This window comes from Streptomyces africanus, from assembly GCF_030816955.1.
Taxonomy (GTDB): domain Bacteria; phylum Actinomycetota; class Actinomycetes; order Streptomycetales; family Streptomycetaceae; genus Streptomyces; species Streptomyces africanus.
Genome location: NZ_JAUSYP010000001.1, coordinates 5,456,039 through 5,468,229 on the forward strand (window position 1 = coordinate 5,456,039; position 12,191 = coordinate 5,468,229).

Sequence of the window (12,191 nt, forward strand, 5' to 3'; positions counted from 1 at the left end):
GTGCTCCGGGCGCCGGTGCTCTACGCGCCGGTCCGCCGCGCGGCAGGGTCCGGGACCGCCCGGGTCATGCCCGGCAGGAAGTCCGTGAACAGCTCGTGCACCTCGCGCACGAGCGGCCGCAGCACCCGGAAGCGGGCCAGTGCGACACCCCGCGCGGTGAGCCGCGCCCCGCGCTCCGCGAGCCGGTAGCTGCGCTCCCGGCCCTCGGTCCGGTCGAAGATCCAGTACAGGACGAGGCCCATCTGGGACAGCCACATCAACTCGGGCAGGATGTCCCGCAGTTCCTCGGCCACCTTGGTCTTCGTCGCCCCGGCCAGCACCTCCCGGTGGACGCTGATGGCCTCCTCGCGCGCGTGCTCCGACTCGGGGGAGAAGGGGCTGAGCGGGCTGTCCGGGTCGGCGGCGTTCTTGAAGAACTGCACCGCGAACTCGTGGTAGGGAGCGGCGATGTCCAGCCAGGCCCGCAGCACGCCCGCGAGCCGGGCCTCCAGATCGCTCTCCCGGTCCAGGATCTCCCGGACCGCCACCTGGTGCTCGGCGGCGATCCGGTCGTAGAAGCCCTGGATCAGGTGTTCCTTGCCCTCGAAGTAGTAGTACGCGTTGCCGACGGAGACCCCGGCCTCCTTGGCGATGGCCCGCATCGTCGTCTTGTCGTAGCCGCGCTCCTGGAACAGCCGCATGGCCGTCTCCAGGATCAGGGCGCGGGTCTGCTCGGACTTGCTCGGGGTGGCGCCGTCGTCGGGGCCGTCGTTCTTCGCGGACACGGGAAGAGAGCCTAACGTCAGCGCCCCGGCGCCCGGTGAGGGGCGCAGGTGCCGTCGGCGCAGCCCGGCGCGGTGTAGGTCCAGCCGAGGTCCGGGTCGTACGCCCACCCGTCCGCCCGCCGGTAGACCCGGCCGCCCCACTGCCCGCCGCCCTGCCACCGGTTCCACTGCGCACCGCGCCACTTGGCGGCGGCCAGCACCGCGCCCTTGGCGAGCCGGGCGCCGGACGGGGTGCTGAGCCGGTGGGCGAGCGGCCGGTGCTCGCGCAGCGCCCACAGGGTGACGATCCAGGCGGCGGGGCCCCGGTACACCTGCCCGGCGTCGCCGACGACGGTGATCTCGTCGAGGGTGGCGCCGTGGTCGAGGCCGGGAAACCGCCGCCGGGCCTCCTCGGAGCCGGCCGGGACCAGCTCCAGCGGCACCAGCTTCGGCTGCCGCAGGAGCCAGTCGCGCACGAACGCGCACAGGGAGCACTCGGCGTCGTACAGGACGGTGAGCCGGCGGACCGGTGCGGGTGGGTTCGTGCCGGTCGTGTTCCTGCCGGTGGCGTTCATGCCGCCCTCCGCTCAGGCCTGGGCCTGCGGGGCGGCCCAGCCCTGCGGCGGCACCGGCGGCACCTGCTCGCGCTCCATGGCACCGCGCCGCCGGATCCGGTTGAGCACGTAGACGTTGGCCAGGTGCATCACGCCGAGCACCAGCAGCACCACGCCGAGCTTGGTCGACAGGGCCTCGAAGACGCCGCGCGTGTCGGTGATGGTCCCGTCGCCGCTCAGGTACAGCGCGACGAACCCGAGGTTGACGAGGTAGAAGCCGACCACCAGGAGGTGGTTGACGGCGTCGGCGAGCTTCTCGTTGCCGTGCAGCACGTCGGCGAGGAAGATCCTCCCGTTCCGGCTGAGCGTGCGGGCCACCCAGACGGTCAGACCGATGCTGACCAGCAGGTAGATGACGTAGGCGATGACCGTACGGTCCATTGCCCCACCCTTCTTGAACACGTTCAAAACGCTGTCGGGGATGACTGTAGACCTGTTTTTGAACATGTTCAACACGTGGTCGAGGGTGATTGTCAGTGGTGGCCCGTACTGTCGTCGGCATGGCAATCGTGACGTTCGTCGACGAGACGACCGCGGGGGAGCGGCGGGCCGCGTGGGGGCTGGAGATCGCCGAGGAGCGGCTGGCCGTGCGGGAGCTGATCCGGCGCCGCGTGTTCCAGGAGGTCGCCGAGTTCAACGCCCGGACGCCGGAGGTGTTCCAGGGCCTGGTGCAGCCCGAGGACACCGAGCGCGTGCTGAACGGGTACGTGCTGCGCACGCCCCGCCGGATCGACGCCGAGGCGCAGACGGCCCTGGCCCTGCGGGCGTTCGCGGGGAACGGCTTCCTGGTGCTGGTGGGCGACCGTCAGGTCACCGACCTCGACGAGGAGATCGACCTCCCGCTCGGCACCGAGGTCACGTTCCTCAAGCTCGTTCCCCTGGTCGGTGGGTGATGAGCGCCTTCCGCACGCCCCGGTCCCACCTGGACCGGCTGCGCAACAGGATCACCGACGGCGACATGGGCCGGGTCGCCGACGAGGCGCTGCGCGTCCTCGACTCCAGCCGCGGCACCTGGGGCGGCAGTTGGGAGCAGGTGCTGGACCTGCTCCGGGCCCTGCCGGCGGAGCACCGCCGCGCGCTGCTGCACGCCCTGGCCGACCGCTTCGGGCAGGTCGGTGACGACACCGAGGACCGCTGCCGCCATCTCGCCCTGTGCGGGCTGGTCTCCGAGGGCCTCGACGACGACCCGCTGGCCGCCGAGCGCCACCGGGCCCTGGCCGACCTGGCCCGGCGCCAGACCTTCTGGCACTCGGCCCGCTTCGACGTCCTGGCCCGCGCCGAACTGGCCGCGGGCCGCCCGCTCCCCGCGCCCGTCGTGGCCGTCGTCCGCCGCGCGGCCCTGGACGCCTACCGCGCCGACGACCTCGCGAGCCTGGCCCGGCAGCTCACCGAGCCTGCCCTCAACGTCGGTGAGGCATGGGCCGAACAGGCCCTGCGCGACGCCACCAGCCCCGACTGGCAGGCACTCCTCAGGCACGCCCTGACAGCCACGGCGTCCAAGCCCACGGCCAAGTGGGACAAGGGGGCGCGGGCCCTGCTGGGCACGCTGGGCCCGGACGCGGTCCGCGAGAGGCTCCTCTCCTGGCTCGCCCTCGTCGGCCGCCCCCGCACGCTCTCGCTGGAGCGCCGCGCGTGGGAGCCGGACATCGACAACGCCTACGACCCGTACAACGCGACAGCCCTGCGCGGACTGGCCTGGCTCCTGTCCCTCCTGCCGCCCGACCCCGGGACGGCCCGCGCCCTGGGCGCCCTGGTCGAGACCTCACTCAAGAAGGTCGCGGGCCTAGGCCCCCGCAACCCCAAGGTCGCCAACGCGGGCGTCGTCGCGCTCGCCCGCGTCGACTCCGAAGCAGCCCTCGCCGAACTCGCCCGGCTGGCCACGCGGGTGACCTACAAGAACACCGCCAAGCTCCTCGACACGGCCCTGGAGGCCCGGGCCACCGCGCTCGGCCTCGGCCGCGAGGAGATCGAGGAACTGGCGGTCCCGGCCTACGGACTCACGCAGGCCGGCCGGGCGACGCACCACCTCGGCGAGGCGACGGCCCTGCTGGAGATCCAGGGCACCCGGGCCCTGCTCGGCTGGCGCAACGCCGCGGGCAAGCCCGTCAAGAGCGTGCCGGCCGCGGTGAAGCGCGACCACGCCGACGAGCTGAAGGAGCTGAAGACCGCGGTCAAGGACATCGACAAGATGCTCTCGGCCCAGAGCGAGCGCCTGGACCGCCAGTTCCTGGCCCGCCGCAGCTGGCCGTACGCCGTCTGGCGCGAGCGCTACCTCGACCACCCCCTGGTCGGCACCCTGGCCCGCCGCCTGCTCTGGACGATCGACGGCAGGGCGGCCGGCTACGCGGACGGAGAACTGCGCACCCTGGCCGACGAACCGCTGCGCCACGGCACGTGGGTGGAACTCTGGCACCCGATCGGCCACGAGCCCGCCGAGATCGTGGCCTGGCGCGACTGGCTGGAACGGCACGGCATCACCCAGCCCTTCAAACAGGCCCACCGCGAGGTCTACCTGCTCACCGACGCCGAGCGCGCGACCCGCACCTACTCCAACCGCTTCGCGGCCCACGTCCTGCGCCAGCACCAGTTCCACTCCCTGGCCGCGCTCCGCGGCTGGCGCAACAAGCTCCGCCTGTGCGTCGACGACTCGGCGCCTCCCGCCACCCGCGAGCTGCCCCAGTGGGGCCTGCGCGCCGAGTACTGGATCGAGGGCGACGGCGAGGAGTACGGCGTCGACACCACCGACTCCGGCAGCTACCTGCGCCTACGCACCGACCAGGTCCGCTTCTACCCGATCGACGCCCCGGAGAACTCGGCCCACTGCACCGGCGGCGAGTACACCATGTGGCTCGCCCCCGGCCAGGACCCCGTCGCTCCCCTCCCCCTGGACGACATCCCGCCCCTGGTCCTCTCCGAAGTCCTGCGCGACGTCGACCTGTTCGTCGGCGTCTCCAGCATCGGCAACGACCCCACCTGGCAGGACGGCGGCCCCGGCGGCCGCTTCCAGGAGTACTGGACGTCGTACGGCTTCGGCGAGCTGAACCAGAGCGCAGAGACCCGCAGGCTCCTGCTCGAACGCCTGGTGCCGCGCCTGGCGATAGCCGACCGCTGCACCCTGGAGGGCCGCTTCCTCCACGTGAAGGGCGAGCGCCACACGTACAAGATCCACCTCGGCTCGGGCAACATCCTCAGATCCCCGAACGACCAGTACCTCTGCATCGTCCCGAAGTCCGACCCGTCGGCCCCGCACACGGGCTACCTCCCCTACGAGGGCGACCGCATGCTGGCGGTGATCCTCAGCAAGGCGATGCTGCTGGCGAACGACACGAAGATCACGGACCCGACGATCCTGAGCCAGTTGTGAGCGGGGCCGGGGTCCGCCTTCCGCAGGACCCTGGCCGCACGCCCGGAGACCTCACCCGATGGTGATACGGGTCTTCCAGTAGTCCGCCCGACCGATGATCTCCGTACCCGAGCCGGTCAGAGCGGTCTTGCTGCCCGCGTAAAAGCGCACCGATCCGTCGGCGAGGACGGCCCAGATGTCGGGGACGGTGTCCCCGTCGGCGCTCGGCGTGCCCATCAGGTGAGGCCTGCCGCTGCTGGACCAGCCCGAGGCACCGTACTCGTTGTCCTCCCCGCCCGAGGAGTTCGCCGCGGTCGCCAGAGAGCTGAGAGCGACCCCGCCGCCGGAGGCGGCGATGCCCTTGCGGAGCCACAGTTTTCCGGAGACGTCGGACCGGTAGACGAGGTCGGTCACGCCGTCACCGGAGACGTCCTGGGCCACGACGAGGTCGCGTTCCTTCCAGGCGGAGGCGATCCGACTTTGGCTCCGCCCGTGATCTCCGCCGAATTTAATCGCCGGTCGTGCCGTCGAGCATCTCGCGCAGGATGTCCAGGTGGCCGTTGTGGCGGGCTGTCTCCTCGGTGAGGTGGAGGAGGATCCAGCGCAGGTCGACGTGGAGGCCGTTGCGGATGGTTCCCTCGGCCCGCTTGTCCAGGTTGTTCCCGGCGACCAGTTCACGGTAGTGGGCGCTCTGATCGGCGTACTCGTCAAGCAACTGCGTGAGCGGGAAGTCGACGGCGATACGCATCTCGCGGTCGGGGTCTTCATCCGTCATGGGGGCCCGGTCTTCCTCCCCGAGGAAGACCACCTGGAACCAGTAGTACTCAACCCAACGGAGGTGGTTGATCACTCCGCTCATGGTCATCAGCGGTGAGCCCGGCAGGAGCGCCTTGCGGGCGTTCTCCGCCGAGACGCCGTCGCACTTGGCGCGGGCGGTTTCCCGTGCGTAGTCGAGGAATGTGGTGAGCTGGGTGCGTTCGTCCCACGCGGGCGGCGTGTCGTCGATTTTAGTCATCGCGCGAAGCGTCCCCGATCACCCCGACCGATGTCGAGGCATTTCACGGAGGGCCCAGCCCGCTCCACCCACCGCCGGCCGCCCCACATGATCCGCCGGACAGGCCCTAGTGATCTGAGTCAGAGATTCGTCGGCAGTAGGCGGCGACTTTGTCGAGGATTTCGTCGGCGGTCTTCGTCCAGACGAACGGTCTGGGGTGCTCGTTCCAGTCGGTGAGCCAGGCCCGGATGTCGCGTTCGAGGGCTTGGACGGAGCGGTGGACGCCGCGCTTGAGCTTCTTCTGGGTCAGCTCGGCGAACCACCGCTCGACCAGGTTCAGCCAGGACGCGCTGGTCGGTGTGAAGTGCAGGCGGAACCGCGGGTGGGCCAGCAGCCACCGTTTGATGTCGGGCGTCTTGTGAGTCGCATAGTTGTCCAGGATCAGATGAACCTGCAGATCAGCCGGGACTTCCCTGTCCAGCTTCGCGAGGAACTTCTTGAACTCCGCTGCCCGGTGGCGGCGGTGGAGGGAGCCGATGACCTTGCCGGTGGCGACCTCCAGGGCGGCGAAGAGGGTCGTGGTGCCGGCCCGGACATAGTCGTGGCTGCGGCGTTCGGGAACGCCAGGTACCATCGGCAGAACCGGCTGCGACCGGTCCAGGGCCTGGATCTGCGACTTCTCGTCCACGCAGAGCACCAAAGCCTTTTCCGGCGGATCGAGATACAGACCGACGACGTCACGGACCTTGTCGATGAACAGCGGGTCCGTGGACAGCTTGAACGTCTGCGACCGGTGCGGGGCCAGGGCAAACGCCCGCCAGATCCGCGAGATCGTCGACTGGGACATGCCCGTGGCAGCGGCCATCGACCTCGTCGACCAGTGGGTGGCGTTCTTCGGTGTCTCCTCGAGCGTCTTGACGATGACCCGCTCGACGTCGGCATCGGTGATCTTCCGGGGGACGCCGGGCCTGGGGTCGTCGCACAAGCCGTCCAGACCCCGCTCGATGAAGCGACGCCGCCAGGTGCGGACCGTGTCCGGAACGATCTGCAGCCGACGGGACACCTCCATGATCGAGTGGCCCTCGGCGCACTCCAGCACGATCCGAGACCGCTGGGCCAGAGCCTGAGCCGTCCTACGTCGACGTAGCCAGCCTTCCAGCACCGCCCGCTGGGCATCAGTGACCGACAACGGCGGAATCTTCGGACCCGGACGACTCATGCCCGACTAACGACGAATCTCTGACTCAGGTCACTAGTAGTGCTTCGTTAGGTTCTGGCTCTGTGTCTGCGTGTGGTGAGGGGTCGGCCGCAGGTGGTGCAGGTGCCGGTCCAGCACCTCAGCAGGTCTTGGAGGGTGTCCAGGACTTGGTAGAGGGTCAGGCCGGCATCGGGGCTTTTGGGTCGAGCCGCCGCAGGGTGAGGAAGGCCTGGGCGGCGGTGACGAGGGTGACGTGGTGGTGCCAGCCGCGCCAGGTGCGGCCTTCGAAGTGGTCCAGGCCCAGGCCGTGTTTGAGCTCGCGGTAGTCGTGCTCGATGCGCCAGCGCATCTTCGCCCACCGCACCAGGTCGGCGATTGGGGTGGTGGCGGGCAGGTTGGTCATCCAGTAGCCGGTGGGCTCGGCCGCGTCTTCGGGCTGTTCGATCAGCAGGGTCCGCAACGGCAGCACCCCGTTCCAGCGGCTGCGTCCGCCGGCCGCTTCCTGCGCGGTTCGGGTGGCTTCCTTGCCCGAGGGCCGCACCTCGAGCACGGTGAATCGCGAGGTCATCGTGCCCTTGCTGCCCTGGCGCCAGGTGACCGACTCGAAGCGGGTGTCAGAGTCGACAATCGAGGTCAGTGGCCTGGCAGCCTCGCGGTAGCGGGGCAGGGTGGGCGGCCCCAACCCGCCGTACTCGGGCAGGTGCGGCTCGGCCGCGGCCGGGCGGGCAATCTCCTTGGGATCGACCGCCACCACGTAGGACCAGCCGCGTTCCTCCAGCGCAAGCCGCAAGGAGACGCTGCGACCGTAACCGGCATCGGCAACTATCACCGGCACTGCCAGCCCCTGGCCGGCCAGCCGGTCCAGCAGCCCCAGAGCCAAGCGCGTCTTGGACACATGCCCGACCTCGTCGGGCACCTGGGCCCGACGACGCCGCTGCTGGTCCTGCATCCACTCCTCGGGCAGAAACAACTCCCACTCCAGTGGGCAGGACGCGGTGTCGGTGGCCGCATGCACGCTGACGGCGACCTGGCAGTTCGCCCGCTTGCCCAACGCCCCGCAGTACTGCCGGGCCACTCCCACCGACGCGGTGCCGCACTTGGGAAACGACACGTCGTCGATCACCCACACCTCAGGGCTGATCGCCTTGCACAACCGCTCGGCGATCCGCCGCCGCACAGGCAGCGGATCCCACGGCGACTGGTTCACGAACTGCTGCAGGGCCTGCATGTTGCCATCCGGCAGCCGCTCGGCCATCGGCTGGATCGACTTCCGACGGCCGTCCAGCATCAGACCCCGCAGATAACACTCGCCCCACCGCCGCTGATCCCGCCGCGGCATCGACCCGAAAACATCGGCAACAAACTCCGATAACTCACCCCGGAGCCGTTCCACCTCCCCCAGCCTCATACGAGGAAGATGCCCACCACCAAGCGAGATCGCTCAACGTAACGAAGCACTACTAGGGACACCTGACGGCATGCAACGGAGATCCCCGGAGAACTATGGCTCTCCCGGGATCTCCACTGGCCCGTCTCGTCCGAGGTCAGGAAGCCGCCGAGGCGTAGTCAGCGGCAGATGGCTGGGTGCGAGCTGCCCTGCTCGTCTTCCTCGGCCTCCAGGTCGTCGACAGCGTCGAGATCGTCGGCGGCGGGTGTGGGCAGTCGCGCGCCGCGGCTCACCGCGATGCGGTGCACGTTGCCGAGAGCTTCGGTCAACTGGACGGCCAGCAGATGCAGTTCGCCCGGCGTCCACTGTCGCTGGTCCAGGACACTTTGTGCCTCATGGAAGAGTTCCCCGGCCAAGCCGAGCTGGGTTGCCTCCATGTTATCGGCGAGCCGGGACAGGTATCCGGCCCCATCGCCTGCGAGATAGCAAGGCTTGCCCTCGGGGCCGGCCCAAGGCAGCAGGCGCAGTTGTTCGGTCCCTCTCGTCATGCCGTGACATCCCGTGCGTGGATCAGCCGGGGACTGATGTCGATGCCGCGTACAGCCAGCCGGAGTGTGCGACGCCGAGCCTGCCGCTTCTGTGCCTCCCGCCGCTCGTGCGCGACCAGGTATGGGCGGACCAGCCCGATCTCCTCGCCGCGCAGTACTTGGGCGGCCGGTACGCGGCCCGGACATCCTGTCGATGCCTCTACCGCAAGGCCAGCGGATAGGGGATCAGGTCTGCGATGGCGGCCCGGCGCCGGCCACAGCAGCCGTAGCAGCGGCTCGAAGATGTGGGCGATACAGTGCGGCATGTCGACGCTCCTTGTCAGCGTTGGCCATGCCCCCGGGCCGTTCGCGCGGTCGCGGGGGTCCTGACGAGACGTCAGCCTGTCGACCGGCGAGGCACGACAGTTGCACTGAAGGGTGCAACTCCTCGGGCCAGGAATCCGCTATATCCCGACCCACTCCGCGTACTGAGCCAGGGAGCCGCTACGTGTCCGCTCCTGCCGCTTCAGGGCCAGCACGGTCTCCCGCACAGTCGGGTGATAGCGGGTCTGCTGCGGAGCGATGCGCCGAGCCTGATACAGGCAGTCCAATGCCTGCTCCGGGTGGCCTGACCAGGCGTGGGCCCGGCCGAGGTCCATCCAGTGGTGACCGGCCCGGGAGCGAGTCCAGCCGCGCGGGATTCGTACGTTCTCGGCGAGTTCGATCGCGCGCCTGAAGTCGTCGGCTTCCGAGGCGATGGCCACGCCATGCACGCCGACATTCACCGGTCCCCAGGTGACGCCGAAGTCGGGCAACTCGCCTGTGGTCCGGGCAAGGGCACGGGCCTCGGCAAGGCGGGCGTCGGCGTGGTCCCTGTCCTTCATCCGACCCGCGATGGTCGCGGCGCGCAGGTGAAGCATGCCGCGCATCGCCTCAATGCCTGCTGGGCGGCGTGACTCCTGGCCCTCAAGGTCCCGCAGGGCCCGGTCGACCACCCACAGACCCACGTCGTACCGGCCCGACGACATCGTGGTCTGCGCACGCAGGAAGGCATGCATGGCAGCCAGCCCCGGCTCGTCGGCGCGCGGTGCAGTCCACGCGAGTCGGTCCAGCGCGACGGTCGCCAGATCGAGGAAGCCGAGCTTCCACGCCACGGTGAACACACACCGGAACGTCTCCGCCAGACACTCGTAGGCCAGCCGCTGCTCTTCTCCGGCACTGGTGTGCACGGCCTGCACCGACTCATCGATCAGCACGGGCAGATCGCGCACCATGTCCGTGTACTGTGCCTGACGGCGCTGCTCCAGAGCCCGCTGGACGTCCACCCAGATCAAGGCGGCCGGGCGCGGGGCCGTCTCCCAGTCCAGAGCGATGTCCCAGTTCTCCAGCCCCTCACGAATCGGCTGGATCAGCGCATCCATCCGATCCCGGCGCAGTTCGTCGGCATACGGCTGCCCCAACAACTCGGATGTGGCAACGCCCAGCGCGCGCGCACACGCTGCGACAAGAGCCGGAGACGCAGGCTTCTGCCCGCACTCGACCTTCGACATCAACGACTTCGACACGTGCGCCCGCATCGCCAGACCATGCTGCGTCAGACCGCGCTGCTTCCGGATCCGGGCGATTCGAGCGCCAGTGTGCTCCTCAATGCTCTGCGGCACGGCGAACTCCGTTCTGCTGCAACACTCAGACGGTACCCGCGTCGCACGGCGATGCCGAGTACGGATTCTCCCTTGCCGCGCAGAGCGCAGAGTCGCTGACACCTGGGGCTATTTCCCGAACGCCCATGGTCTGGATTCGGTCTGGCTTCATCCTGCTTTTGCAGGGTGGCAGAAGATGAAGCGGACGGATCTGCACCCATGCCTGAACGCAAGGCCGAATCCTCCGGGCCTCTCAAGCCGCGCACCCCCCGACCCTCCGCGTGCTCAGCGCGATGTCGTCCAGCCGGACGTCGTACGACGAAGGGCTCGGGTCGGACTGGTACAGCTGCCAGCCCAGCTTGAGTTTGTCGAACGTCGGGAAGACGAACGGGTCCGCCGTGCCGCCGTGCCGGTCGGTGGAGACGGTCAGGTCGGGCTGGGGCACGCCGTCGAAGTAGACCGTGACGCGGTTGTCCGTGGCGTCCAGGTGGAACTCGACGCACTGCCACTTGCCGGCTCGCGCCGGGGCGGAGGTCTTCCACGCGGTCCAGTCCCCGGTGGGTCCGAGGTCGGAGCCGACGCCGTAGAAGTTGCGCTTCTCCGTGGGCACGTACTGGCCGCCGAGCGGACGGACCAGAGTCGGGGAGTCCGGGCCGGAGGCCTCCGCCAGGGTCCAGTGCGCCCAGTCGGGGGCGGTCGGGAAGGCGTCCACCCTCAGCCGCATCCGGGCCCAGAAACTGTTGCCGGGCGGGGCGAGGTGCCCGAACACCAGGAACGCGCGGCCGTTGCCCTTGGTACGGATGCGGAGTTCACGGCCGTGGCCGGTCGAGGCGCGGGTGACAGTCAGCGTGCCGTCGGAGGTGTCCGAGGTCCAGTCGCGGCCTTGGGCGGCCGGGCCGAGGGGGAGGCGGTCGAAGCTCTCCCGTGCGAGTACGGGGGAGGGGGTCGCCGAGGCTGTGGGGGTTGCCGAGAGCAGCGCGGAAGCCGTGGCCAGGAGCGCGGCGGCGGCCCTTCTGAGGTATACCATGCGGGCAGTCTGGTCACGGGAGTCACAGCCGTGACAGATGCCGAGCCCCAAGTGGCCGGTCGAGTTCCGTTTCTGTCCGGATCAGGTCACCCGGCCTTTTTCGCTTGGCCCGCTTTCAGGATCTCCGCAACGTCCAAGGTGACCTTGGCACCGATGGAGTCGGGAAGGGCGACGATCTCGCCGGGGGCGTGGACGTGATGGGCCCTGTAGCCGTCCCTTGCCGGATCAGTGAAGACGTGGAGGCGTTGATGCGTCCTGTCGACGATCACGTACGTCGGGATTCCGGCCGCCGCGTAAGCGGGCACTTTGACACCGAGATCCAGGTTGGGATTCTCCGCGGTGACCTCAAGGACCATCCGGAAGCAGGACGGGTCGTAGCAGTTGTTCTCGACCATATGGGCGTCAATGCCAGTGTCGACGACGCACAGGTCTGGGATGGCGTAGTCCTCCGGGCCCGTGGGTAGCCAGAGCGCGACCTTCTGGAGGACCGTGCCCGCGTCGTCGTCGAGTCCGGCGTTCAGGCACGCCAGCATCACGTCCGTGAGGACCTCGGCATGCGGACCGTCGGGGAGAGGTGTCACCAGCAGCAGCCCATCGATGATCTCGAAGCGAACGCCCGGAGTGCGCTCCATGAGCCAGTCGGCCCACTTCGTGAGTGAACGGTCTGCTGACATGCGTGAGTCCTCCACCAGGTCGCGGCGCGGACATCCTCTCCGTG

13 protein-coding genes are annotated in these 12,191 nt (G+C 69.4%); 2 read left to right on the forward strand and 11 right to left on the reverse strand.

Annotation, left to right across the window (positions count from 1 at the left end):
- Positions 1–20: 20 nt before the first annotated feature.
- Genes QF034_RS25430 through QF034_RS25440 form a run of 3 tightly spaced genes read right to left on the reverse strand, consistent with a single transcriptional unit; the run spans position 21 to position 1,738 of the window.
- On the reverse strand, positions 21–764 hold the full coding sequence (locus tag QF034_RS25430; RefSeq protein ID WP_086565366.1) for a TetR/AcrR family transcriptional regulator: 744 nt from the start codon (positions 762–764) through the stop codon (positions 21–23).
- Between the two features lie 17 nt (positions 765–781).
- On the reverse strand, positions 782–1,318 hold the full coding sequence (locus tag QF034_RS25435) for a thiol-disulfide oxidoreductase DCC family protein (RefSeq protein WP_307177108.1): 537 nt from the start codon (positions 1,316–1,318) through the stop codon (positions 782–784).
- A 12-nt stretch (positions 1,319–1,330) separates the two neighbouring features.
- Positions 1,331–1,738 carry a hypothetical protein gene (locus QF034_RS25440; RefSeq protein ID WP_306964495.1) on the reverse strand — a complete coding sequence of 136 codons (408 nt, stop codon included), beginning with the start codon at positions 1,736–1,738 and terminating at the stop codon, positions 1,331–1,333.
- Between the two features lie 119 nt (positions 1,739–1,857).
- On the opposite strand from QF034_RS25440, the gene QF034_RS25445 reads away from it, so the two are divergent.
- Positions 1,858–2,250, forward strand: a complete 393-nt coding sequence (locus tag QF034_RS25445) for a hypothetical protein (RefSeq protein WP_307177109.1) — start codon at positions 1,858–1,860, stop codon at positions 2,248–2,250.
- Entirely contained in the window at positions 2,250–4,721 is a 2,472-nt protein-coding gene (locus QF034_RS25450) for a DUF4132 domain-containing protein (RefSeq protein WP_307177110.1), read from the forward strand. Before QF034_RS25445 ends, QF034_RS25450 begins: the two co-directional genes overlap by 1 nt.
- A 51-nt stretch (positions 4,722–4,772) precedes the next feature.
- Here QF034_RS25450 and QF034_RS25455 read toward each other — a convergent pair whose 3' ends face one another.
- The 8 genes from QF034_RS25455 to QF034_RS25490 all read right to left on the reverse strand — a co-directional run bounded on the left by QF034_RS25455 (position 4,773) and on the right by QF034_RS25490 (position 12,147).
- On the reverse strand, positions 4,773–5,141 hold the full coding sequence (locus QF034_RS25455; protein ID WP_307177111.1) for a hypothetical protein: 369 nt from the start codon (positions 5,139–5,141) through the stop codon (positions 4,773–4,775).
- Between the two features lie 67 nt (positions 5,142–5,208).
- Entirely contained in the window at positions 5,209–5,715 is a 507-nt protein-coding gene (locus QF034_RS25460; RefSeq protein WP_307177112.1) for a DinB family protein, read from the reverse strand.
- A 106-nt stretch (positions 5,716–5,821) separates the two neighbouring features.
- Complete coding sequence (locus QF034_RS25465) at positions 5,822–6,913, reverse strand: IS630 family transposase (RefSeq protein ID WP_307173531.1); 1,092 nt, start codon at positions 6,911–6,913, stop codon at positions 5,822–5,824.
- Positions 6,914–7,070: 157 nt separating this feature from the next.
- On the reverse strand, positions 7,071–8,300 hold the full coding sequence (locus QF034_RS25470) for an IS701 family transposase (RefSeq protein WP_307172957.1): 1,230 nt from the start codon (positions 8,298–8,300) through the stop codon (positions 7,071–7,073).
- Between the two features lie 158 nt (positions 8,301–8,458).
- Positions 8,459–8,827, reverse strand: coding sequence for a hypothetical protein (locus QF034_RS25475; protein WP_307177113.1), 369 nt, complete (start codon positions 8,825–8,827; stop codon positions 8,459–8,461).
- A 443-nt stretch (positions 8,828–9,270) separates the two neighbouring features.
- On the reverse strand, positions 9,271–10,467 hold the full coding sequence (locus QF034_RS25480; RefSeq protein ID WP_307177114.1) for a helix-turn-helix domain-containing protein: 1,197 nt from the start codon (positions 10,465–10,467) through the stop codon (positions 9,271–9,273).
- 232 nt (positions 10,468–10,699) lie between these two features.
- Positions 10,700–11,473, reverse strand: a complete 774-nt coding sequence (locus QF034_RS25485) for a LamG-like jellyroll fold domain-containing protein (RefSeq protein WP_307177115.1) — start codon at positions 11,471–11,473, stop codon at positions 10,700–10,702.
- 86 nt (positions 11,474–11,559) lie between these two features.
- A complete protein-coding gene (locus QF034_RS25490) occupies positions 11,560–12,147 on the reverse strand; it encodes a Uma2 family endonuclease (protein WP_307177117.1) in 588 nt (195 codons plus the stop codon).
- Positions 12,148–12,191: the final 44 nt, after the last annotated feature.